Raw genomic sequence first — 24,633 nt, 5'->3', positions numbered from 1 at the left:
AAATCAAAGCGTAAATTTGATTTCATATTCCGCCCTCGTCAGACTAATCTTATGATTTAAAAACAACAATATGCTATTGAAACTTCAGTGGCACAATCGATTGCTACATTGATAAATACATGCAATCGTATGCACTGTCACTTCAATGTTCTCTATATTTTTATAGAATTGGTGACGCTAATTTAGCAATCGCTTGTTTGAATTTAATCCAATTTGATCGCTGTTCATAGCGTTCTTCTGTCAATTCCTTAGATACTTTCATATCTTCTATAAAAGCAGCTTTAAGCTCTTTGACAATGTTTTCATCATACATAAATGCATTAATTTCAAAATTCAATTCAAAACTACGTATGTCCATGTTTGATGAACCTACACTTGCGACTTCATCATCAATAATCATCATTTTCGAATGGATAAATCCATTTTCATACGTATAAACTTTGACACCATCTCTAATCAATTGTGCGACACTTGTAATTGTGGCCCAGTAAACAAAAATATGATCTGGTTTATTAGGAATAATTAACCTCACATCTACTCCAACTTTTGCAGCTATACGCAATGCATTGATATAACCTTTATCTGGTATAAAATACGGGCTGTGCATATAAATAGATTTTTTGGCGTTCATGATCATTTTCATATAGCCAAATTCTATCTGATGCCAATTATCACTTGGGGCACTAAGCGCAATTTGCATCGGCACATCTCCACCTTGCTTTGCATTATCTGGGAAATACTTATCGTTAAACTCTAATTGTTCACGGTGTGATTGAGAATTCCAATCGTGGATAAAACTGAGCTGTAACGCGTCAACACCATCACCTTTAACCCTTAAATGTGTATCTCGCCAATAGCCAAAGTTTTCATCTAAACCTAAATATTCATCACCAATATTAAATCCGCCCACATAACCAGTCATACCATCAATCACTAAAATTTTACGGTGATTTCTATTGTTTAATCTAAAATTTACTAATGGAATTTTAGCTTGGAAGAAAGCCTCAACTTGTCCACCAGCTTCTTGGAATTTTTTAAATTTTGATTTATGTACCGTTTTAGACCCTACTGCATCATAAAGTATTTTAACTTCTAATCCTTCTTCAGCTTTTTGTTGCAAAATATCGACAATTTCAGAACCCAACTTATCTAATTTCAACACATAATACTCTAAATGAATATACGATTTTGCATTGCGTAAATCTTCTTTCATTTGGTCAAATAACGCATGCCCATCAGTATAAATATCAACATTATTATCGTAACTTAAAAATGTTGGTTCTTTCGTTAGCAATGTATTAACAATATCTGCATGTTTTTTAACTAATCGGTAATCTGAATGATTAATCTTGTTGGTAGCATCTGATAACTGCGTCTTCATTCGTTCCTTCATGTCATCTATCTGATTATGATGAAAACCTTGTTCACGTTTTTTTCGCACTGCTCGTCCAAAGAATATATAAATAACAAATCCTAAAATAGGTACTACAAATAGTAAAAATAACCAAGCCCAAGTCGCTGTTGCATCTCTATGATCCCTGTCTAAAAATACAATAATAAACGCAAGCGCTATATTAATAACAAAGAAAAATGCAAGTATACCTCTATAAATCGGGCTTACACTTGGATCAAAAATAAGTTGCATAATGACACCTCATCGTTTTTTATTAGATTTTAATGAAACTATATTCCTCATTTAATTGACGAAGATATAGTTCAACTTATCAAATCCAATTATTTTAAAAGCTCATTGAAAAACAAAACATGTTGTAAAATATCGTACAATATTTGCATTATACTGTCTATTGTTCTATTGTTTTTTCTATTGTGCGATTACGACCTGCTTGTGAGCCGAATAATGTGATTAATAGCGCAGTGATTAATAAAATACTTAATGAACCTATCCATTGACCTGTGACATCATGTAGTATACCAAACAGTAAAGGTCCTATTGCTGCAAAAAGGTATCCTACAGATTGGGCCATGCCAGATAACTTCGCCGACGTTTGACTATGTTCCGTTCTTAAACTAAAGAATGTATTCACAAGTCCAAACGCTAAACCACTTGCAACACCAACTAAAATCGTAGCAATTAAAGCAAGTTGCGGTGAAAATAACATTATTGAAACACCCACCACAAAACATAAACCAGTCATAAAAGTTAATAAAAATTGTGATTTCATTTTAGTAGCAAATATAGGGGTAATAAACGTTAACGGTATAATAGCGATTTGCATAATTGATAAATACATCCCCGCTTCACTGATAGTCATGCCACTTTGAGATAAATATGCTGGTAGCCAATTAATCAGAGAATAAAAAATAAGTGACTGTCCGCCCATAAGTATTGTTATTTGCCATGATAATGGCGACTTCCAAACATTGACACTCTCTTGAGGTAATGATGCCGTTGTTTCTTCTTTATTTTTCAATTGAAATGCCCATATAATAATTGTAATCAATGTAATGACACCAATCGCACTAATGGCAATATTATAATTAAACGCTTTGACAAACGGTGCCGTTCCATATGAAGATAATCCTCCAAATACGTTCATAACGACAGTATAATAACCTGTCATCACACCTATATGTAATGGGAACTTCGCTTTGATTACTGCAGGTGCAAGTACATTACCAAAACCAATACCAACGCCTATAAGGATGGTACCTATATATAACCATGAAACACCTGTGATAGAACGTACGATTACGCCAATCAGTATTAGCCATAAAGCTACAAAAATCGTTCGTTCTAATCCAAACCGATAACTTGTTTTTGCTGCAAATAGTGAAATGATTGCGAATGCGATTAATGGGACGACTGTAATTACACTAACAGCACTGTTAGACATCGCCAAATCATTTTTTATATCAGGTAGCGCAACTCCGATTGAAGTAATTGGCGCCCTTAAATTTGCACCCACTAACAAAATACCTATAAATAATAGCCAATTAAATGGTTTTACTTTTCTATAATTTTCCATTTTGCTCACCTTACATCATAAATTTTTCTAAACAACATTATATATGGTACAATATGTACGTTATAATGTAAATAGGAGCGATTCACATGTATCATATTCAAAATATTATTGCCAAAAATTTAGCAACTTATCGTAGTAAACACCAACTTAGTTTAGATAAAATGGCCAATCTGACTGGCGTTAGCAAAAACATGTTAAGCCAAATTGAAAAAGGCACATCTAATCCAACAATTACAACATTATGGAAAATTGCTAACGGGCTTCATTTACCCCTGTCACAACTGACATCAACAATACACGAGCCTGTAGATTTTGTAGATGAATCTGATATTATTCCTATTGTTGAAGATAAAGTTAAGATCTTTCCATACTTTCCTTACAATGAAAGAAAGCATTTCGAAATGTTTAAAATGGAAATTCAACCAGGTGGTAAAATGGTTTCTGATCCACATCATATACAATCTGAAGAGTTTATCATCGTTAACTCAGGTACTTTAAAAATTGAAGTTGGTCAAACTTCTTATACAATTACCAGTAACCAAGCTTTTCGTTTTAATAGTGATGTAGCACATCGTTACTATAATCCAACTGATGAAGTTGTTATACTCACCGCCACTATTCACTATCAAGCACAATAGCAATCAAATTAAAATCTTATCCAACATTAGATACTATCAATGCTACATACACAGTGGAAAATAAAAATATATCAAAAAAGCATGTAACGGCAGTATCATATTTGCGCTTGTTATGTTTACAACGTTCAACATCAATAATTATCTTATTCCATTTGTCATGCACCAAGAACTTCCTGAAATCACAGCGTTAAGTGCCCAATTACCTATGACTACAATCATTGCAATAATTACAGGATTGATCATATATATGATAGCCAAATCCAAAATCATTCGTACATATATAAAATGATGATTTAATTTTGAAAGCAGTGTAAAAAACTCAGCTGCTTTTAAATATTTCGTCGCTTCAATGAATCAGCTTACGTACCATTTCAAATAAAAAATGCAAATCTATTCTAAAGTAAAGCCCCTCAGTTGATAGCATTAAATAGCTATGCAACTTAAGGGGCTCTCTTCAAAAATGAAAATGCATTTTTTATTATATGAAGTTATACTTTAATAAACATCTCTTTACATTTAATCAGATTAAGATGCATGTCCGTGAATATTTATATTCGAATTGCAACTTTAGTTATTGTGGAAATGTGTAACTTAAATCCCAACCGATATCGTATTTATTAACCAACTTGGCATATTTCGCTCCCCAAAACATAGTGTCTAACTCCATTTGAACATCGCCTTCGTCTTTCAATTGTTCATACACTTCTTCGATTGCTGTTTCACTATCAAATTCCAAAACAATATAAACATTTCTATCTTGTAACATTGTGTCATCGTCTTTGGGTATATCTGACAACATGAATAAGTTTCCATCAACGTCTAACTGCGCATGAATGACACGATTAGGATCATCTGCAACACTTTCATTCGCTTCACCATACGTCATTGTAGCTTTAATTTCCCCGTTCAGCGCCTTACTATAAAATGCCAAAGCGTCTTTACATTGACCGTTAAAAAACAAATACGGCACTGTCGATTTCAACATAATGTCCCTTCTTTTTAAATATTATTTTCTAATATCAAACATACCCTTTAAACATAAATTTAGACAACTGAAGTTTTAATAATACCTTTGAATTCCATACTTAATTATAATTTTCATTCTTATAAAAACTTTTCAATATAAAATGCTGACTCTTCAATTGATTTGAACTCCGTATTAATGACTGTAGCATTTAATTTAGCAAATATTTCTTCGGCATACATCAACTCTTCTTTAATTCTATCGACACTATTATAATCTGTAGGTCCATGTAAACCTAAAACTTTCACACGTTCCGTACGAATATTTAAGATATAAGTAGGACTCGCTGTCAGACCAAATACTTTTAAATTTTTATTTCTAAAGACCTCATCTGGAATATCAACTTCTGGAACTAAAGGAATATTAGCTATTTTATAACCTTTATTCGCTAAATACATACTTAAAGGCGTCTTTGACGTACGAGAAACACCTAAAATTAAAGCGTCAGCTTCTCCTATATCCGTGAAATGTTTACCATCATCATATTTAACAGAATATTCCATTGCCTCAATTCTTTTAAAATAGTTGTCATCCAACTTGCGCAAAGCACCACTTTCTAAAATAGGTGAACAATTCGTATGTTCTTGAATAATGTTAATTAAATCAGACATATAGTCAACATACGGAATTTGTTGTTCTTGAGCATATGCCTGCCCCTTTTTATTAAATTCTGGATTAACTAAAGTCGTTATAACAACTGCACCACGCGCTTTAGCCAATGAAAGTACATTGAGTAGTTCATCTTGATTTTTTATAAAAGGAAATTTTTTAATTTCTATACGCGTGACATCTGGAAATTGTGTTAATGTCGCATGAATCATTCGCTGTGCTGTTTCACCTATAGAGTCAGATACAACGAATAGCGTTAGCTGTTTTTTTTCATTATCATTTAACACGCAATCTACCGCCTTCGACTTCACTTTGAGCAGTTGATAATAAGGCACCTGGCACTCTAAATGGAGAACATGATACATAATCCAAATCTAGTTGATTAAAGAATTGAATTGATTTGTGGTCACCGCCTAATTCTCCACATACGCCAATTTTTATCGTTGGATTTGCCGCTTTTGCTTGTTCTGTTGTTTGTTTAATTAACTGTCCAACGCCATCTATATCGAGTGTTTGGAATGGATCTATCGTTAATATGCCTTGTTCTGAATAGGCATTAATAAATTTACCAGCATCATCACGTGAGAAGCCAAACGTTAATTGTGTTAAATCATTTGTCCCAAAACTAAAGAAGTCACATTCTCGTGCTAAATCGCCAGCAATCAGACATGCTCTTGGCGTTTCAATCATCGTTCCAATCATGTAATGAACGCTTGCTCCCATTTCAGATTGTAAAGCTTCAATGCGTTCAACAACTTGCGACTTTAACGTTGTAAATTCTGAAACAGTAGATACAAGCGGAATCATAATCTCAGGTTGACAATGAATGCCCTGTTGTTTAAGTTTCAATGCACTTTCCATAATAGCTTCTGCTTGCATAATATAAAGTTCAGGGTAAGTAATCGCCAAGCGACATCCACGATGCCCTAGCATAGGATTAACTTCATTTAAACTTTCAATATAATGTTCTAACTCTGAAACAGTGACATTGAGTTGACTTGCCACACTATTTTTTTCTTCAGTTGATTTAGGTAAAAATTCATGTAAAGGCGGATCAAGCAAACGAATAATTGTTGGACGTTCTCCAGATAACTTCAAGATAGTTTCAAAATCTTCTTTTTGATATTCCTTAATTTTATTTAAAGCATTAATTCTTTTATCCTGTGTATCAGATAAAATGAAACGTCTCATTTCAATTAAACGTTCAGGACCAAAAAACATATGCTCGGTACGAACTAAACCAATGCCCTTCGCACCAAATTGGTAACCTGCTTGAATATCTTGTGGTGTTTCGGCATTCATGCGTACATCTAATCTTGCTATTGCTTCTGACCATTGCATAAATTGTTCAAAAGCTTTACTTCTTTCAGCTTTAATCGTTTCAACTTCACCTAAATAAATATCACCTTTAGCACCATCAACTGAGATAATATCTCCTTCATTTAATGTTCCATTAGGATATGTTACTTTTTTATCTATAACATTAATTTCAACGTCTGAACATCCAGTCACACAACATTTACCCATTCCTCTGGCAACAACTGCCGCATGAGAAGTCATACCGCCATGTGTTGTAACTATCGCTTCACTTGCGACCATACCTTCTATATCTTCAGGCGAAGTTTCAGGTCTCATCAATATCACTTTATCCCCTTGCTCTGCTTTCAATTTTGCAGTTTCCGCAGAAAATACGATTTCACCACTCGCAGCACCAGGGCTAGCAGGAAGTCCCATTTTCGAAACAGCTGTAGCTTTCTCAAGGGCATTATCATCAAAATTAGGATGCAATAATTGGTCAATTGATTTTACTTCAACATTCATAACTGCTTCATTTTTAGAAATTATACCTTCTTCCACTAAATCTACTGCAATATGAATCGCTGCATTAGCAGTTCTTTTACCACTTCGCGTTTGTAAAACATATAATTGCTCGTTTTCAATAGTAAATTCAATATCTTGCATATCTTTATAGTGTTTTTCTAATTGTTGGGAAACTTCTATAAATTGTTGATGGACTTGAGGCATTTGTGCTTTCAATGTACTGATATCTTTTGGCGTTCTAATACCAGCAACAACATCTTCCCCTTGGGCATTTAACAAGTATTCACCAAATAATTTTGCTTCACCAGTCACTGGATTACGCGTAAATGCAACACCTGTACCACTTTGTGCACCACTATTACCAAAGACCATCTCTTGGATATTAACTGCTGTGCCAATATCGTGTGGTATTTCATTTAATTGGCGATATACACGTGCGCGATCATTATCCCATGATTTAAAAACTGCTTCAATTGCTTCTGTTAATTGCACAATCGGCTCTTGTGGGAATGGTTTATATACTTCTTCCAAATAAACACCTTTAAAATAATCACATATTTCTTCTAAACCTTCAGCTGGGATATCTGCATCATTTTGATAATGGTGTTGTTCTTTATATTGATTAAAATATGTATCAAATGACGTCATCGGTATGCCGTATACTACTTCGCCAAACATTTGTAACAGTCTACGGTAACAGTCATATGCAAAACGTGCATCATTTGTCTTTTCTGCTAAAGTTTTAACATTAATATCATTCAGCCCTAAGTTTAAAATAGTATCCATCATTCCAGGCATGGAAATTTTTGCACCACTTCTTACAGACACTAATAAAAGTGATTCTTTAGAAGAAAATGATTTTTGTGTACGTTGAGAAAATGCTTCTAATTGCTCATGTAATTGTCCAATTAATTCATCTGAAAGATGAGCGCCTTGCTTTAAATACTCAATACACGCTTCAGTAATAAGGGTGAAACCATCCGGTACAGGTAACCCTAAACGTTTCATTTCAGCTAAATTAGCCCCTTTACCTCCCAATAAATCTTTCATAGCTTTGTTACCTTCATCAAATGCATAAATATATTTCGTCATACAGATTCACCTCAAATTTTTAATATGTCATACTAATTATTATTGAGTATGTCATATTACTTTATAAAAAACAACCAAATTTTTACGATTACTTTTATCGTTCACTTTCTTTAATCTGTTCAGTTAAATTAAATCCATATAAAAAAGCCCTAAGCAATACGATTTTACGGTATGCTTAGGACTTTTAATTTTTAATGTATGACATAATTAAAATAAAGATACATTTAACTTTAATTACTAAAAATATTTTTAATTTTGTTCCAATCATTTTTGTTAAACTTTTTTATAAAACACTCCGATTGTTTTCGTTATTAACACCATATTGCAATCTGTAATTTGACAGCATCAGAGTACTTTTTAGGATTTAACCCTGTTTCTTTTTCACATTTTTCTAACCTATACAATAAAGTATTTCTATGGATGTACAATTTTTTAGAAGTTTGCGTTATATTTAAATCATTTTGAAAGAAAGCTTTTAGTGTATCTATACTCTGCTGATCCACATTACTTAATATCCTTTTTTTAAATCGTTCTCTTATATTTTTATCAATTTGATATAAAAGTGTTTTTTCTTCCACATCTTTAAATGAAGTCACGGTCTTTCCATTTTCAGCTAACATAAACACCAACTCACACTCTTCATATGCATTTCTAAAGTCTTTTAATCTTTTAAACATAAGACTTGAGGCAATTTGGACTTTCAGCTCTAATTTTTGAAATATTTGGTATATATTATTGATTTTATTATCTAAAGCTTGCATCGAATGAGCAGTAGCAAGAATAACGATGCGGTTATAATTCGTAAATGCAATTGTAAATGAACTAGCATCTATCCTGCTCGTTAATGAACGAACAATACTATTTCTAGAAAATATCTGTTTTTCGATATCGATAATGATACATTTTCTATAAGTTAATAAATCAATATTAAGTTGTTTCATTAAATATTGAATAAAGGATTTTGATGATTCACTTTTTAATAACTCCTCTATAAATAATTCTTGACTTCGTATTTGTCCCTCCAATTCGTACGTAAAATAATTTTGATAAAGTAACAATTCTGTAGACATTTTAACTAAGTCTGCTACATGTGTTATTTGATTAGGATTACCTGTAATACCAATAACACCAACGATATTATCTTGGAAAATTATGGGTAAGTTTATACCTGCCTGAGTACCTTTAAAATGCAAACTATCTTCCTGGTTGATTACCACTGTTTTTTCTTGTTTCAACACTTCAATAGCACCTTCGTGAAGCGTACCGATACGACTTTTATCGAAAGATGCAATAATTACTCCATTAAAATTCATAATATTAATATTAGTTTTGGTTCTTTTAGCTGTTTCTTTAACGATTAGCGTTGCCATTTCTTCAGTCAATATATCCATTTATCTCACCACTTGTTATTTATATACAAATTCAAAGTATTATTTTTGTATAGTTTAACCCTTTTTTCAATATAATAAAATCGTTAAACTTAAAACAACACATTTTAGAAAGCGCTTTCTTAAAAGGAGAAATTCACAATGGAAATCATATTAGCACCTGATTCATTTAAGGGAAGTATGAAGGCAAGCGAAGTAACAAAGTATATGAAAGATAGCATACTGGAAATTTTCCCTGAATCTACCATTCATGATTTACCAATCGGTGATGGTGGTGAGGGCACAATGGAAGCATTAGTAAATGCAACAAATGGGACGTTTACTACGGTCAGTGTAACCGGACCTCTTGGTGACAAAGTAACAGCTCAATACGGGGTTCTAGATAATCATACTTGTGTCATAGAAATGGCAGAAGCTTCAGGATTAAAGCATTTGGCCCAAGAGGCATTAAATCCTTTATCTACAACAACATATGGTACAGGTGAATTAATTTTACACGCTTTGAATCAAGGATATAAAAATTTCATACTGGCGATTGGTGGTTCAGCTACAAATGATGCTGGCGCTGGCATGTTACAAGCTTTAGGGGCAGAGTTAAAAGATAATCAAAATCACTCAATAAATTTTGGGGGTGGCGAACTACAAAGTTTAGCTCAAATTAACTTATCAAATTTTGATCCTCGAATAAATCATTGCAATTTTATTATAGCAACTGATGTTCAAAATCCATTAGTAGGACCTAATGGTGCATCATTTATTTTTGGGAAACAAAAAGGTGCATCTGCACAAAATATGCAACAACTTGATGATAATCTCACGCATTGGGCTAATCTAGTTGAACATACCACAGGCGTTAGACTACACGATTTACCTGGTGCTGGTGCAGCAGGTGGTTTAGGAGGTGCATTCAAAGCGTTTTTCCCAAGTTACTTTAAAGAAGGTATTCAGGTAGTTATGGAATATATACAATTCGAAAAATACTTAAAACAAGCAGACTTAATTCTTACTGGAGAAGGAAAAATTGATAAACAATCTTTTTATGGAAAAGCACCAATCGGCATTGCACAATGTGCCAAAAAATATGATATTCCAGTTATTTTTATAGGAGGATCAGTAGAAGTTGATGCAAAAGACCTAAAAGACAGTGGAATTCTCAGCGCTTTTAGTTTAAGTAACGGACCTATGTCATTAGAAGAAACATTTTCAAAATCGGAAAAATTGATAAAACAAACAACCAAGAATATTGTAAAAACATTTTTCCATAACCAATAACATATTAAGGGGATGTTAGTTATGAGAATTAAAGATACAATAGAAAAAATTCCTGGAGGATTGATGGTAGTCCCATTACTTTTAGGCGCTACTATAAACACCGTTGATCAATTACATTTAAGCCCTATAATGAATCTACTTAAGTCACTCGGTGCACCCAAAACTGAACAAGGCTATTACGAAATGCTTCAAATCGGGGGATTTTCACAAGAACTATTCAAAGATAGTGCACTTGTCTTAATTGCACTTTTTATCTTTTGTGTAGGAAGTCAAATGAATTTAAAAATTGGCGGTAAAGCCTTAAAAAAAGGTATGCTATTAACAACAACAAAATATTTTTCTGGGTTAGCGGTAGGACTCTTATTAGGCTCAATATTTGATCCTTGGAGTGGATTATTCGGTTTGTCTACAATAGCTGTAATTGCAGCAATGACAAATAGCAATAGTGGTATGTATGCTGCTCTAACCAGTACTTATGGGAATCGTTCAGATGTAGGTGGTCTGTCCATACTTGCTATTAATGATGGACCATTGTTAACTTTGATTTCATTGGGATTTATTGGTACAACCTTTCCAATCATTTCATTTATTTCTGTACTTTTACCTTTAAGTATAGGTATGATATTAGGAAATCTTGACCCTAAAATATCAGAATTTTTACGTCCTGGTTAAACCATACTCATCCCCTTTTTCGCCTTTTCTTTAGGTGCTGGTATGAATTTAGCTGAATTCTTTAATTTTTCCGTATTATCAGGTGGCTTAACGTTAGCACTATTGACCTTTATTTGTACCGCATTTACTGGTATCATTGCCTTTAAAATATTTAAAGAAAAGAGTGTAATTGCACCAATTTCTGAATCATCTACAGCAGGTAACGCTGTATCTACACCTGCTGCAGTAGTTGCTGCTGCTTCTACAGCGCTCGCAAATGGTAATCTGAGTCAAAGTGAGTTTGCTATGATTGAGAAAGTAGCACCTATCGCGACAGCACAAATTTCAATTTCAGCTATTACTACAGCAATATTGTGCCCAATAGCAGTCATATTGGTCGATAGGTATCAAAAAAGTAAAGGAATATATGGAACAAAGGAATATGTTGCTCACTCGGCCAAAACACATTCTAATGCGCAAATAAACACACGCTTTTATAAAAGCGCTTCATATAAGGAGGAAGATCGACCTTGAATACAGAGATATTATATGGAAAGTCAAACCTTAATATAGAATTACCTGAAAATAGCGTCTTAATAGAGCCAAAACCTATACCTGCACTCGATAATGATATACAAGCCATACGCGATGCATTAAGGAATCCTATCGATTCGGATCCGCTTGAAGATTTAGTACAATCCAATCAAACAGTTTCAATCGTTATTAGTGACATCACTCGCCCTACGCCAAATCATATACTTGTACCACTTATTGTAGAGTCCCTTGCACATGTACCTTTAGAAAATATTGTCATCATCAACGGCACTGGTACACATCGAGATCAAACCGAAGATGAATTAATACAAATGCTAGGTGAAGATATCGTAAACAACATTAGAATTGTACATAATCATTGCAATGATAAACAAACTTTAAAAAAAGTTGGTCATAGTAAATACGGATGTGATGTTTACTTAAACAAAGATTATGTAGATTCTGATTTCAAAATTGTAACTGGCTTTATAGAACCACATTTCTTTGCTGGATTTTCAGGAGGTCCAAAAGGAATTATGCCTGGTATTGCAGGTATAGAAACAATCATGACATTTCACAATGCTAAAATGATCGGTGATATTCGTTCTACTTGGGGGAATATGACAGATAATCCAGTGCAAGATATGACTCGAGAAATTAATGCCATGTGCAAACCTGACTTCATGCTCAATGTAACATTGAACAAAGAAAAAGAAATTACAGAAGTCTTTGCTGGAGAACTGTATAAAGCACATGATTTGGGATGTGCTTATGCTAAAAAACACGCTATGTTCAAATGTGACCATCGTTTTGATGTCGTTATCGCATCTAATTCTGGTTATCCACTTGATCAAAATTTATATCAAACAGTCAAGGGAATGAGTGCTGCTCATAAAGTGGTTAAAGAAGGAGGCAGTATTATCATGTTATCTGAATGCAGCGATGGTTTCCCAAATCATGGTAATTATGCAGAAATACTGAAGATGGCAGACACCCCAGAAGCACTTGTCAAAATGATTAATGACCCAAACTTCGCCATGCTAGACCAGTGGCAAGTACAAAAACAGGCTGTGATTCAGACTTTTGCAGATGTGTATTTATATTCCAAATTAACTGATCAACAAGCAAAAGATGCTATGTTACATCCTGTTTCAAATATTGAAGCAACATTAAAATCTTTAGAACAACAATATGGAAAAGACATGAGTATTGGAGTTATGCCACTAGGTCCCCTTACTATACCGTATGTAGAATCATAATTTTCAATGAGTCCAAAAATATTCAAGGAGGAAATTTAAATGATGACTAAATTACAAGATAAAGAAGTTAAACTTGAAATGATTTTAAAAGAAATGGAAACAGTCGTTATTGCTTTTTCAGGTGGTGTTGATAGTAGCTTAGTCCTAAAAAAAGCAATTGATGTACTAGGTATCAATAATGTAAAAGCAGTGATAGTTAAATCAGAATTATTTAGAAACGAAGAATTTAATCAAGCTATTCAACTCGGTAACACGTTAAATGCAGATATCTTAGAGACTGAAATCGAAGAATTAAAAGAACCACACATCATTAAAAACACACCCGACAGTTGGTATTACAGCAAATGTTTATTATACGCAAAACTAGAAGATTTAAGAAAAACATTTGGATTCAATTATGTGTTAGACGGCATGATTATGGACGATATTTCAGATTTCAGACCTGGTCTTAAAGCGAGATCTGAATATGGTGTGAGAAGCATTTTACAAGAAGTTGAACTTTATAAAGAAGAAGTGCGAGAACTTAGTAAATCAAATGGCTTACCTGTTTGGAATAAGCCAGCACTCTGTAGCTTAGCTTCTCGCATTCCATATGGTGAACCACTTAGTTTCAACAAAGTTAATAAAGTTAATGAAGCGGAAAAATTTATTTTGAGTTTAGATATTAATAACGTTAGAGTACGTTATCATGACAACATTGCGCGTATCGAAGTTGATGAAACGGATATTGTTCCAATTATTCAACATAGAAACCAAATTTCACTACGCCTTAAAGAACTGGGTTTTGACTATGTCACAATTGACTTAGAAGGCTATCGTACAGGTAGTATGAATGAGGTCATACAATCTTAATTTTAACGCTATAATATAAAGGTGGTTTAACTATGACAGGTAAATATGATTCCATTGAATCATTATTGCAAGCTGTAAAAACAGATCAACTATCAATATCTGAGGCTAAAGTAGAATTAAATCAATATGATGAATTAGGTTTTGCAAAAATTGACCTGCATCGTAGAAAGCGCCAAGGATTTCCAGAAGTAATATTTGGCGAAGGTAAAACTGAACAACAATTAGTGAAAATCATCCACTCATTAATATTACACGAAGAAACAATATTAATTACTCGTGTCAATAATGAAAAAGCCAATTTTATTTGTGAAACATATCCTCAATTGGTATATCATGCAACAGCACAAATCGTTTGTACATCATTAGAGCATATTACCAAAACACAACGTCAAGCTGCCATCATTTGCGCTGGCACGTCTGATCTTCCTGTAGCGGAAGAGGCTGCTATAACAGCAGAAGTAATGGGGATATCCGTAAAAAGGTTTTACGATGTTGGGGTCTCTGGTATCCACCGACTTTTCGCTCATATTGATGATATTCGCAACTGCAACGTATCTGTAGTAATAGCTGGCATGGAAGGTGCGTTAGCAAGCGTAGTTGCTGGCTTAGTTGACCACCCTGTCTATGCCGTACCGACTAGTGTTGGTTATGGTGCGAATCTAAATGGTGTCACAACATTGTTATCAATGATTAATTCATGTGCACCTGGTTCTAGTGTACTTAATATTGATAATGGCTTCGGTGGTGGTTATAATGCTGCTATGATTGTCAATATGTTGGAACAACATTCAGGGATGGAGTGAATGATATGACAAATACAATATATTTAGATTGTCACGCTGGTATTGCAGGTGATATGTTGCTATCTTCTCTAGTAGATTTAGGTGCAAATATAGCTTACATTGAATCTCATTTACAAAAGTTGCCACTTAATGATTTTAAGCTGCGCTTTTCTAATCAAAACAAGCAAGGTATTCAAGCTAAGCATCTAAACATTGATTTTAGTGAAACGACACATCATAGAACAGCTGCTGATATTACAAATATGATACAGGATAGCGATTTACCTGAAAGAGTTAAAGTACGAAGCCAAAAAGTCTTTGATACGATTGCTCATGCAGAAGCTAAAATTCATGGGATGTCCGTCGAAGAGGTGCACTTTCATGAAGTAGGCGCAATGGATTCCATTATCGATATTATCGGGGGCTGCCTTGCTTTAGAAAATTTGAAAATTGATGAATTACACGCTTCTCCAATTCCAACAGGTGGAGGTAAAGTAAATATCGCTCATGGATTATATCCTGTTCCTGCACCTGCAACGGCAGAAATTTTAAAAGGCATACCGCTCGTTTCTTTTGATATTAATAGCGAATTAACGACACCAACCGGAGCAGCTTTCATTAAAGCATTAACATCTAAAATTGGCCCTTTACCTTCTGTCACAATAGAGCAGATTGGTTATGGATGTGGCACCAAAGACTTTGATTTCCCAAACATATTGAGAGCAATTCAATTCAAAACTAAAGATAATACACCAACGCAAGTCCAAGTAATAGAGAGTCAGATTGATGATATGTCTGCTGAAATGCTAAGTTACTTTCTTGAACAAGTTTTAGAAGATGGTGCATTAGATGCATACTTCACACCTATCACTATGAAAAAAAGTAGGCCAGCCACTCAAATCACAGTCATTTGTAAGATAGAAAATGCGCAATTTTTCGAAGACTATGTTTTAAAAAATACATCGACATTAGGTATTAGAAGTTACACGGTTAATCGTAAAGTACTCCATAGACAATTCGAAACAATTCATACAAATTATGGAGCGATTTTAGTAAAAACAGCAATGTTAAACGGCAAAATAATTAAGGCAAAACCAGAATTTGAAGATGTGCGAAACGCCGCAATTCAAGCCAACAAACCATTCTTACATGTATATAATCATATTAATCAAGAGATTCAAAAACATATACAGATTGATTGAACTACTTAAAAAGTTATGACACATAAATCCTAATATAATAAGCCTATAACTGAGATTCTGTAAAATTCAGTTATAGGCTTATTTCATTTTAGCATTTAATATGATTAATTATTTTTTGTGTTTTCTGGCTTTTGAGCATCCGGATTGGTGTATTTTGACGGATTGTAATCGGCACCTTTCGTATAATCAGCAGAAGCATCCCATAATAAAAATTCATTTATATCATGATCTTTTAACGCTTGTACTTGTGCAGTTACTTCTGTTTTGTCATAGACTTTATACTGCCCTTCTCCTAAATAAGATGCTGTAAAATCTTGAAGCCATGGACGAGATTTAACCTTTTTATGATCGATACCTTTGAGTGCTTCTTTTTCCTTATCAAGATAACGATCCACTGTTTTATAAGGTTCTGTATCTGGAGCTTCTAATCCAAAATCACCTGGACTCCAATGAGAAGGATAAATCATCGATGAAATGACATCTACATTCTTTGCGATTTTAGGGAAACTTTGCCCAATACCTGGTGTTTCTTTAACAGTAGCTGCGTAACCAAAAACATCAGCGGATGTTTGAACATCGTATGATTTCAAATCTTTACGTGCTGTTTTTAAAAAATTAGTAATCGTATCCACACGTTGCTCAACATGATTTAAATCACTATTTTTATATTTTCCATTTGAATACTGCAGTGATTTATCCTTATTTTCAAATCCCTCAGGAAATCGAACATAGTCGAATTGTACTTCTTTAAATCCTGCTTTAGCCGCTTCTTTTGCAACTGCAATATTATAATTCCTTACTTTATCATTAAAAGGATTTGAAAAACTATCTCCACCTTCATTTTCCCAAACATTACCATCAGACGTTTTAAATGACCAATCCGGTTTTTTTTGAGATAATCTAGAATCTTTAAATGTAACAATACGTGCAATTGGATAAATATTGTTTTTTTCCATCGCTTTCATGATTTTTTTCACATCAACACTATTCACTGTATTACTGCTAATCAATTTATTGTCACTTTTAAAGTCCATCGTTATATTTCCTTCATCATCTTTAACATCAATTACCATGGCATTTAATTCTGTTTCATTTATAAATTGAATGAGCTCTTCAAAGTTTTTACCATTTGCTGAATTAGGTGTGACATAGATACCTTTCACACCGTCTTTTGGATAGTCAATATCACTATATGTATGCTTATTCGATTTGCTTGTGCTTTCTTTTCCTCCATTTGTTTCTTTTTCATTGTTAGAACCACTGTTACAAGCTGACATCATTAATACAGCCACAAGTAGCATCACTATAAATTTCCAAACCCTCATTAAATTATCTCCCTTCCCCTTAATCATTTCAACGACAAAAACATTTCAATGACAAATAAGTATTACGCTACACATATTATAGTATTTTAATATTTTAAACAACGTAATTTCAAAACTTTTATTTACAAAAAAGACAGAAATAGTGATCAACTGACGTATTGACGACTTATTTCTGTCTTTTAGCTGTTATTTTTAATATTATGAAATCAACTGTGTTCAAATTTTATTTAATTGAAGGTCCTATGCTTAAATTTGCACTCGTTAATGCTTGCTCTAAGACATCTAGTACATGAATACTGTGTTCTAATTGTCTTGTTGCAAATATAGTATTTTGTTCCCGAATCACTTTTTCGATTTTCACAAATTCTTCATACATTCGATGCTTGTGTGCATTTACTTGATAATACTGTGTACCACCAGTGTGATATTTTAATTCGAATGCATTCAACTCGTTTGTAGGACCTTTAAGATTAATTGTAGCTTTGTCTCCTTGAATATAAGATTGATTATCAGAACTAGAATCTTTAGCTCCGATACAAACCACTTTCATATCTTCATATTCTAATTGTAAGATTCCAGAAGTATCGATATTTTTTTCAATATTTGCAAAGTATGTCACTTTATTAGGTTTACCAAATAAGCCTACTGCTAAATGGATATTGTAAACATTTATATCCATTAATGCGCCTCCGCCCTTACTTGGGTCAAATGCTGGTTGAATAATGTCATTTTTAAAATCATCAAATCTTGAAGAATACTGAGAATAGTTAAACTGAGCAATTTTGCAATTCCCAATTTCTGGTATGCTTTGCTTTAGTACGTCATAATTACTTAAATACAAATTTGTAATAGCTTCAATTATAATCACATTTTGTTGCTCGGCTAAATCTTTTAGTGTGATGAGCTCTTCTGCAGTTAATGTAAATGGTTTTTCACAAATCACATGCTTATTTTGCGCTATTGCTTTACGTGCGTATTCAAAGTGAAGATGATTGGGAACAGCCAAATAAACAGTATCTATCTTTTCATCTTCTATAAACGCTTGATAATCTTCATAGACTTGTTTAATATCAAATTGCTTTTGCAATTGAGCTACATTCTCAGGATTACGTCCAGTAGTCACTATGCTTTGTATATGAATTTCAGGTACCTCTGACATCACTGGCAATGCTTCTTTTACAATTTTTCCGGCTCCAACTATACCTATATTCATAAATTTCCCCTTTTTTATCATAAAAATTTATTGTCTATATTGAAATAACTATGACTTTTTCGAATCAAAAATCAAATCATCCATTACGATCATAAAGGCTGTAATATTTATCTGTTCAGCCTTATAATGCATAATACGTCATAGTTTGTTTGTCCATTTTATCATCTGTATATAATTATATTTGAATGTTTCAGGACAATTTTAAATGTTGAGTTAATATCACTTTATTACGTGGTCTTGTACTATTTCCCAAGAAATAACTGCTTGTGTACAAATCATTTACCACTACATTGATTTTAGCAAATGTTCACTCTTGTTATTAACTTAAAATTAATTCAACGAGTTCTTCTGCTGACGTTTTACCGAAATAGTAAGGAATATCAATTTCACTTAAAGCATCAAGCAAATCTGCTTTAACAACTCGAACACCAATAAGTTGCTGTTCAACTTCTTTAATCTCACCTTGTCCGAAAAAATCACCATAAATACGACATGCAACAATACGACCTTGTTCAACGGCTAGTGTGATATCAATGGTGCCTGCAGCTAATTTCGCATCTCTATTATATTCATAACGTGGAGAACGTCCATAGTTCCATTCCCAATTCTTGTATTTTTTTGCCACCATTTCATCTATTACATGCCAGTCTGCTTCACTTAATTCGTAACGTTTAACGTCATTGATATCGTCTAAGCCCAATAATTGTTTAATCATTAAGTCTTTAAACTCATGTATAGTAATATTTTGATATTCAATTGCTAAATTGTCACGAATACTTCCAACTCTCGACCTAACAGATTTAATTCCTTTAGATTCAATTTTTTTACGGTTCGGTTTCAACACTTTAATCATTGCTTCGTAATCAACATCTAATAAGAGTGAGTAACCACCATAGATACGTCCATTGATCAAAGTCATTGCAGCACCAGAAATTTTCTTTCCATTAATCTCTAAATCATTACGCCCACTTTGAACGACTTCAGTAGCACCTAAATTATGTAACGCCTTAATTGCTGGCTCATAAAACTTTTGAAAATCACCATATATCGAATTATCATTTTGTAAAAGACAGCACATATTCACAGCACCACGATCTACATAAACTGCGCCACCTCCAGTTTCACGACGCATCACTTGTATACCGTGTTCATCTATATAATCTTGATTAATCTCTACTGCTGTATTTTGAAAACGACCTATTTCTACTTTTGGATCGCAATAATAAGGTAATAAAATATCATCATCTAAAAAAATATTTTGACTTACATAGACTTGCATTGCAGTATTAACTGCACCGTCTGTTATATATTCACCATTTCGAATCGGTTCAATTAAATACATAGTTTTCTCCTACTTTGCTAATTTATTATTTGCTTCTAAAACTAATGTCGAAATGTCATCCGTTAAATGTATTGTTCGTTCACGTATATTTTGAGGTATCCTATATGCTTTTTTATTTAATGTCATAAATAATGCATCAGAATTCTGTCTTGTCATACGTTGAAAAGGATGTTTCACAAACTGAGGTGTAGTATAACCAATACCGATTTCTAAATATAGGACTTTTCCTTCCTTATGATTTTCAAGAAACTGATTGTAACGAGATAATTGTGCCTCAAAATCTGCATCTTCTACCATACCGACTTGTGCTTTTCGCTTATTAATTTCCATAGGTGCATCACATTTGGGACAATGTGGTACAAGTTCGCGCGGCACTTCCATATTTGATTGCTCTTGGATCATTTGACGGATTGCCTCATCGTCTCTATAGGTTTGTGGATGACAATGTTGACTACACTGCCATAGAATATATTCACCTTGGATATGAAATACTTTGTCCAAATCATAACCAGCAACTGCAAATGCATTATCTGCATTAGTGGTAATAATATGATGCGCTTTGTTTTTTAGTATTTCTTTCAGCGCAACATAGGATGCACCTACTGGTTGATCTAAATAATTCAATGCAACAAATCTACTTTGAAATGCCCAGTATTCTTGCCAACTTTCAAATGTATGAAGACTTGCTTGCAACATATCAAAAAATCCATATTTTTCTATAAAATCCGGAAAATTTTGGGTAAATCTTTTTCCTATATACGTAAACCCATCTGAAGCAGACATACCTGCTCCTATGCCTACAACTACTGCATCTGCTTCATCTATAGCTTGTGCTAATACATCAGATTGACTACTTTGATTTGTTGACATAACACGCCATGTTGTTTCAGTCATAACGTTTTAGCTCCTCCTTATATAATTGTGCATCTGTATCAGTGAACACGTTAAAAATAATCTTCGTATCATCCATATGATGCTCTTTTTTATAATCCAATACAGTGTTAATGGCTATCTTTGCAGCTTCTGCTTGAGGAAAGCCAAACACACCTGTAGAAATACAGCAAAACGCTATACTTTTTAGCGAATGTTGTTTTGCAATTTCTAAACAACTTCGATATGCGCGTGCCAACAAATCTTTATTCATATCAGATACAGGTAATTTGCGAACTTGTGGCCCTACTGTATGAATTACATATTGGGCTGGCAAATTATATGCTGATGTTATTTTAGCTTTTCCTATACCTTCTTTTTTCCCTTGTGCTTCCATAATTTCATGACATGCCAAACGTAACTGTACCCCAGCTTTAGTATGAATGATGTTATCAATACAATTATGATTAGCTTCAAAACAACCTAATAATTGACTGTTTGCTGCATTCACTATCCCATCTACTTTGAGTTGAGTGATATCTCCTTGCCATAAAAATACATCATCACCAATCATTGGCGACAATGTATCAATATGAGTAACATGTTGACGATTCATCGTTTGTAAAAATGCATCTTGTACATCTAAATAAGTGTCAGCAATAGGTCGAGGTAATCTTACATTGGCGAGCCCTCTATACATTTCCCAACGTGATGTTTCATCTTCCGGTAAATTTAAAGTTGTTTCACCATGTGCTTCACGCCATAAATATTCAATTAAATAAGATAAGCGCTCTTGTTGTTGCATATATTATGCCTCTGGTAGTGCGTTAAATGCTGCTTCATCAACATTTTCTAATTTAACTAACCAATTCTCTTCTGGTTTTTCTGAATTCAAAATTGTTGGTTCATCTTCTGCTTTTGTATTTCGTTCTACAATCGTACCAGCTAATGGAGATTGAACATCTAACACTGTCTTAGAAGCCTCAATACTTACTATTTCGTCATCTACTTTCACTTCATCGTTACCTATAAATTCTACGTACCCAACTGTACCTATATCGTCTTGTAACTCTGGCGTCATACTATAAACATATTGTGCGCCTACTTTTTCTACCCATAAATAATTCGCTAATTTTTTCATAATAAATACTTCCCTTCATAAATAATTTATAAATATATTTCTGCAAGCAATTCAATAGCTCGACAACGTGCTTCAATACTCGGTATCAAAGGCACTACCATGATTTCATCTGCATTAAAATCTTGTATCATGCGATCTATTTGTGGCTTCGCACTTTCTTTGGTGCCCACAATGATGCGTGCACGACTTTGAGCTATTTGTCGCTCATCTTTCTCTGTACAATGATAAGATTGTGCTGTTTCAGGCGAGGGCATACGTTCAAATTCAGCAAACTGTTCCTTACCTAATAACCATATATCTAGACTTCGGCCCAAAGTTTCCGCTTCTTCTACTGTATCAGCTAATGCAATAAAAACAGTAATCATCACAGATGGCGCCATATTTAATGACGATGGTTGAAATGCGTCTCTATACATTTTCACACTATCTTTTGCTTTAGCTATTGCTTTAGCATTAGGTAATAGAAAAGTACCTAATGTATAACCTATACCTTGTGCCCCCGCCTTTTTAGCCGATGCTACACTGGTGCTCAGCAACCACATGCTGGGCATGAATTTCGTACTTGGTTGTGCTACAACGCGATGATGTCGCTGCTGCGTCTGTTGTTCTGTTAAATAATGTCTCACATCTTCAATAGACTGCCCGTAGTCTAAAAAGTGTGATTTTGTTTCATTCATCGCCGATTTCACTTGAGCAGTACCTGCATTATTGCCAATACCTAAATCGACACGTCCAGGATGAAGTGCTTCTAACATACGGAAGTTTTCAGCAACTTTATATGGGCTGTAATGAGGTAACATCACCCCACCTGACCCCAGAGAAATGTTTTTTGTTTTATTTAAAATTTGCATCATTAATAATTCAGGACTACTACATGCAAATGCTGGTACATTATGATGTTCTGTTAACCAAAAACGTTTATAGCCGAGTTTGTCAGCTAACTGTGCTAATCGAACAGTATCTTGTAAAGCTTCTTCGGCAGATTTGCCTTCGTCAATCACAGCATAATCTAACACATTAAATTGAACCACTTGAATTACCACCTCCACCAATCATACATTATACAATACGCTTTGTTAACGATTGTTCTTAAAGCAAGTATATTTGAGTATCTTATGACTTTCAGTTAAGATAAATGCAACGTAACATCACTATACACTCTACTTAATACAACATGCGTCCACTTTAAATTGTCTACACCTTATAGGATAACGGATATAGAGAATTTTTGTTAGATTTTGCTTAAAAAATTTCTACTTTTTAATCGTTTTGACCCTTTTATATTTAAGTGTTACTTTAAAATTATTAATAACAACGAAGATAGAGGTTATAATTATGAATATGAATTACAATGCATTATTAAAGCCACTAACATTGCCAAATGGTATTGTCTTAAACAACCGTTTTGTTTTATCTCCAATGACAACTAATTCTTCTACACAAGACGGACATGTCACAGAAGCAGATATTAATTATGCACGACGTCGTGCACACTCAGCACCACTTCAAGTTACTGGCGCCGCTTATATTGAACCTTATGGACAATTATTTGAATATGGTTTTAGCATTACTGATGATAGTTGTATTCCTGGCTTAACAACTTTAGCTAATGCTATGAAACAAAACGGCAACAAAGCAATACTACAACTTACGCATGCTGGTCGTTTTTCAAATCAAGCTATTTTAAACTTTGGTCAAGTATATGGTCCAAGTGCGATGACCTTAAATTCTCCAATTAAGCATGAAGTTTTATCTATGACTACAGACAAAATCAAATCCGTTATACAACAATACGCAGATGCAACATCACGTGCAATTAAAGCAGGGTTTGATGGTGTTGAAATTTCAGCTGCACAACGTTTATTAATCCAAACTTTTTTCTCGACTTTCTCTAATTTAAGGACCGATGAATATGGTAGCCAAAATTTAGAGAATAGATCACGCTTTGAATTAGAAATATTAAAAGCTGTTCAAAATGTTATTGATCGAGAAGCACCTTCACAGTTTATTTTAGGTTATCGTGCCACACCCGAAGAAACACGTGGTAGTGATGTAGGTTACACTGTTGATGAGTTTAACCGTCACTTAGACTGGGTGTTAGAAACTGCCGACATTCAATATTTAGCGATTGCAAGTTGGGGACGTCAAATCTATCAAAATAAAGTACGTTCTGAAGGAAAATATAACGGAGAATATGTCAATGCGGTCGTTTATAAATATCTCAACGGACGCATTCCACTCATAGCTAGCGGAGGTATTAATTCTCCTGATAGTGCTTTGGATGCCTTACAAAATGCGGATATGGTGGGCATGTCATCACCATTCGTCACTGAACCAGACTTCGTTACTAAATTAAAAGAACAAAGACCAAATGACATTGATTTACATGTAACTCTGGAAGATATAGATGAATTAGCTATCCCTTATGCTGCTTTTAAAGATATTGTAAAAATGATGGATTATGGTGAAGGATTAAAGAAAGAAACTCGAGATGAATTGCGTAAACTTGAAACAAATTATGATGAAGTAAATTATAAAGAAGTAGATCATAAAAATGGGACATAAGACTTCCACGATATAAAAATTATGATTCTAAAAGCACACACGATGAAAATCATCATACATGTATTC

Annotated in this window: 20 protein-coding genes and 1 pseudogene; 8 read left to right on the top strand and 13 right to left on the bottom strand. The window is 33.7% G+C overall.

The window, feature by feature from the left end; genetic code table 11:
* Positions 1-160: 160 nt before the first annotated feature.
* Positions 161-1,645, bottom strand: a complete 1,485-nt coding sequence (gene cls, locus KA873_RS00965; protein WP_210140139.1) for a cardiolipin synthase — start codon at positions 1,643-1,645, stop codon at positions 161-163.
* A 157-nt stretch (positions 1,646-1,802) separates the two neighbouring features.
* Complete coding sequence (locus tag KA873_RS00960) at positions 1,803-2,987, bottom strand: CynX/NimT family MFS transporter (protein ID WP_107383822.1); 1,185 nt, start codon at positions 2,985-2,987, stop codon at positions 1,803-1,805.
* Positions 2,988-3,073: 86 nt separating this feature from the next.
* Between KA873_RS00960 and KA873_RS00955 the strand changes: the two genes are divergently transcribed.
* The gene (locus KA873_RS00955; RefSeq protein WP_107383821.1) at positions 3,074-3,625 is read left to right on the top strand and encodes a helix-turn-helix domain-containing protein; all 552 of its coding nucleotides are present in this window, start codon (positions 3,074-3,076) and stop codon (positions 3,623-3,625) included.
* Positions 3,626-4,196: 571 nt separating this feature from the next.
* On the opposite strand, the gene KA873_RS00950 is transcribed toward KA873_RS00955, so the two are convergent.
* The 4 genes from KA873_RS00950 to KA873_RS00935 all read right to left on the bottom strand — a co-directional run bounded on the left by KA873_RS00950 (position 4,197) and on the right by KA873_RS00935 (position 9,562).
* Positions 4,197-4,610: a VOC family protein gene (locus KA873_RS00950; RefSeq protein WP_210140138.1), complete on the bottom strand. Its 414-nt coding sequence runs from the start codon at positions 4,608-4,610 to the stop codon at positions 4,197-4,199.
* Positions 4,611-4,729: 119 nt separating this feature from the next.
* Positions 4,730-5,545 (bottom strand): pyruvate, water dikinase regulatory protein, encoded by an 816-nt coding sequence (locus KA873_RS00945; protein ID WP_107383819.1) that lies wholly within the window; start codon positions 5,543-5,545, stop codon positions 4,730-4,732.
* On the bottom strand, positions 5,535-8,171 hold the full coding sequence (ppdK, locus tag KA873_RS00940; RefSeq protein ID WP_107383818.1) for a pyruvate, phosphate dikinase: 2,637 nt from the start codon (positions 8,169-8,171) through the stop codon (positions 5,535-5,537). The genes KA873_RS00945 and ppdK overlap by 11 nt, the downstream gene beginning before the upstream one ends.
* 311 nt (positions 8,172-8,482) lie before the next feature.
* Positions 8,483-9,562 carry a CdaR family transcriptional regulator gene (locus tag KA873_RS00935; protein WP_210140137.1) on the bottom strand — a complete coding sequence of 360 codons (1,080 nt, stop codon included), beginning with the start codon at positions 9,560-9,562 and terminating at the stop codon, positions 8,483-8,485.
* A 138-nt stretch (positions 9,563-9,700) separates the two neighbouring features.
* Between KA873_RS00935 and KA873_RS00930 the strand changes: the two genes are divergently transcribed.
* The 6 genes and pseudogenes from KA873_RS00930 to larC all read left to right on the top strand — a co-directional run bounded on the left by KA873_RS00930 (position 9,701) and on the right by larC (position 16,111).
* Positions 9,701-10,831: a glycerate kinase gene (locus KA873_RS00930; RefSeq protein ID WP_071560220.1), complete on the top strand. Its 1,131-nt coding sequence runs from the start codon at positions 9,701-9,703 to the stop codon at positions 10,829-10,831.
* 21 nt (positions 10,832-10,852) lie between these two features.
* Positions 10,853-12,016 (top strand): annotated as a pseudogene (locus tag KA873_RS00925) (2-keto-3-deoxygluconate permease).
* The gene (larA, locus tag KA873_RS00920; protein ID WP_107385766.1) at positions 12,013-13,275 is read left to right on the top strand and encodes a nickel-dependent lactate racemase; all 1,263 of its coding nucleotides are present in this window, start codon (positions 12,013-12,015) and stop codon (positions 13,273-13,275) included. Before KA873_RS00925 ends, larA begins: the two are co-directional and overlap by 4 nt.
* Positions 13,276-13,317: 42 nt before the next feature.
* On the top strand, positions 13,318-14,127 hold the full coding sequence (gene larE / locus KA873_RS00915) for an ATP-dependent sacrificial sulfur transferase LarE (protein ID WP_154409512.1): 810 nt from the start codon (positions 13,318-13,320) through the stop codon (positions 14,125-14,127).
* A gap of 32 nt (positions 14,128-14,159) precedes the next feature.
* Complete coding sequence (gene larB, locus KA873_RS00910) at positions 14,160-14,930, top strand: nickel pincer cofactor biosynthesis protein LarB (protein ID WP_107385765.1); 771 nt, start codon at positions 14,160-14,162, stop codon at positions 14,928-14,930.
* 5 nt (positions 14,931-14,935) lie between these two features.
* Entirely contained in the window at positions 14,936-16,111 is a 1,176-nt protein-coding gene (gene larC / locus KA873_RS00905; protein ID WP_107383813.1) for a nickel pincer cofactor biosynthesis protein LarC, read from the top strand.
* Positions 16,112-16,215: 104 nt separating this feature from the next.
* Here larC and KA873_RS00900 read toward each other — a convergent pair whose 3' ends face one another.
* The 7 genes from KA873_RS00900 to KA873_RS00870 form a co-directional block, all read right to left on the bottom strand.
* The gene (locus KA873_RS00900) at positions 16,216-17,436 is read right to left on the bottom strand and encodes a putative glycoside hydrolase (RefSeq protein WP_210140136.1); all 1,221 of its coding nucleotides are present in this window, start codon (positions 17,434-17,436) and stop codon (positions 16,216-16,218) included.
* Between the two features lie 223 nt (positions 17,437-17,659).
* The gene (locus KA873_RS00895) at positions 17,660-18,649 is read right to left on the bottom strand and encodes a Gfo/Idh/MocA family protein (protein ID WP_150821847.1); all 990 of its coding nucleotides are present in this window, start codon (positions 18,647-18,649) and stop codon (positions 17,660-17,662) included.
* A gap of 319 nt (positions 18,650-18,968) precedes the next feature.
* The gene (gene lplA, locus KA873_RS00890; protein ID WP_103211410.1) at positions 18,969-19,991 is read right to left on the bottom strand and encodes a lipoate--protein ligase; all 1,023 of its coding nucleotides are present in this window, start codon (positions 19,989-19,991) and stop codon (positions 18,969-18,971) included.
* Positions 19,992-20,000: 9 nt separating this feature from the next.
* A complete protein-coding gene (locus KA873_RS00885) occupies positions 20,001-20,885 on the bottom strand; it encodes an SIR2 family NAD-dependent protein deacylase (RefSeq protein ID WP_107385762.1) in 885 nt (294 codons plus the stop codon).
* Positions 20,878-21,666, bottom strand: coding sequence for a protein-ADP-ribose hydrolase (locus KA873_RS00880; protein WP_071560224.1), 789 nt, complete (start codon positions 21,664-21,666; stop codon positions 20,878-20,880). Before KA873_RS00880 ends, KA873_RS00885 begins: the two co-directional genes overlap by 8 nt.
* Positions 21,667-21,669: 3 nt before the next feature.
* Positions 21,670-22,002, bottom strand: a complete 333-nt coding sequence (locus tag KA873_RS00875) for a glycine cleavage system H family protein (protein ID WP_019469141.1) — start codon at positions 22,000-22,002, stop codon at positions 21,670-21,672.
* Between the two features lie 26 nt (positions 22,003-22,028).
* Positions 22,029-23,033 carry an LLM class flavin-dependent oxidoreductase gene (locus tag KA873_RS00870; protein ID WP_103211412.1) on the bottom strand — a complete coding sequence of 335 codons (1,005 nt, stop codon included), beginning with the start codon at positions 23,031-23,033 and terminating at the stop codon, positions 22,029-22,031.
* 304 nt (positions 23,034-23,337) lie between these two features.
* On the opposite strand from KA873_RS00870, the gene KA873_RS00865 reads away from it, so the two are divergent.
* Positions 23,338-24,567, top strand: a complete 1,230-nt coding sequence (locus KA873_RS00865; RefSeq protein ID WP_103211413.1) for an NADH-dependent flavin oxidoreductase — start codon at positions 23,338-23,340, stop codon at positions 24,565-24,567.
* Positions 24,568-24,633: the final 66 nt, after the last annotated feature.

The sequence above is a fragment of the Staphylococcus sp. GDY8P45P genome, from assembly GCF_017892745.1.
GTDB lineage: Bacteria > Bacillota > Bacilli > Staphylococcales > Staphylococcaceae > Staphylococcus > Staphylococcus cohnii.
This window is presented reverse-complemented; position numbering and strand designations above follow the sequence as displayed.

What these genes read in the sequence shown, in the direction of transcription:
- cls (WP_210140139.1), bottom strand. Translation starts at nt 1,645, where the DNA reads ATGCAACTTATTTTTGATCCAAGTGTAAGCCCGATTTATAGAGGTATA.
- KA873_RS00960 (WP_107383822.1), bottom strand. Translation starts at nt 2,987, where the DNA reads ATGGAAAATTATAGAAAAGTAAAACCATTTAATTGGCTATTATTTATA.
- KA873_RS00955 (WP_107383821.1), top strand. Translation starts at nt 3,074, where the DNA reads ATGTATCATATTCAAAATATTATTGCCAAAAATTTAGCAACTTATCGT.
- KA873_RS00950 (WP_210140138.1), bottom strand. Translation starts at nt 4,610, where the DNA reads ATGTTGAAATCGACAGTGCCGTATTTGTTTTTTAACGGTCAATGTAAA.
- ppdK (WP_107383818.1), bottom strand. Translation starts at nt 8,171, where the DNA reads ATGACGAAATATATTTATGCATTTGATGAAGGTAACAAAGCTATGAAA.
- KA873_RS00935 (WP_210140137.1), bottom strand. Translation starts at nt 9,562, where the DNA reads ATGGATATATTGACTGAAGAAATGGCAACGCTAATCGTTAAAGAAACA.
- KA873_RS00930 (WP_071560220.1), top strand. Translation starts at nt 9,701, where the DNA reads ATGGAAATCATATTAGCACCTGATTCATTTAAGGGAAGTATGAAGGCA.
- larE (WP_154409512.1), top strand. Translation starts at nt 13,318, where the DNA reads ATGACTAAATTACAAGATAAAGAAGTTAAACTTGAAATGATTTTAAAA.
- larB (WP_107385765.1), top strand. Translation starts at nt 14,160, where the DNA reads ATGACAGGTAAATATGATTCCATTGAATCATTATTGCAAGCTGTAAAA.
- larC (WP_107383813.1), top strand. Translation starts at nt 14,936, where the DNA reads ATGACAAATACAATATATTTAGATTGTCACGCTGGTATTGCAGGTGAT.
- KA873_RS00900 (WP_210140136.1), bottom strand. Translation starts at nt 17,436, where the DNA reads ATGAGGGTTTGGAAATTTATAGTGATGCTACTTGTGGCTGTATTAATG.
- KA873_RS00895 (WP_150821847.1), bottom strand. Translation starts at nt 18,649, where the DNA reads ATGAATATAGGTATAGTTGGAGCCGGAAAAATTGTAAAAGAAGCATTG.
- lplA (WP_103211410.1), bottom strand. Translation starts at nt 19,991, where the DNA reads ATGTATTTAATTGAACCGATTCGAAATGGTGAATATATAACAGACGGT.
- KA873_RS00885 (WP_107385762.1), bottom strand. Translation starts at nt 20,885, where the DNA reads ATGACTGAAACAACATGGCGTGTTATGTCAACAAATCAAAGTAGTCAA.
- KA873_RS00880 (WP_071560224.1), bottom strand. Translation starts at nt 21,666, where the DNA reads ATGCAACAACAAGAGCGCTTATCTTATTTAATTGAATATTTATGGCGT.
- KA873_RS00875 (WP_019469141.1), bottom strand. Translation starts at nt 22,002, where the DNA reads ATGAAAAAATTAGCGAATTATTTATGGGTAGAAAAAGTAGGCGCACAA.
- KA873_RS00865 (WP_103211413.1), top strand. Translation starts at nt 23,338, where the DNA reads ATGAATATGAATTACAATGCATTATTAAAGCCACTAACATTGCCAAAT.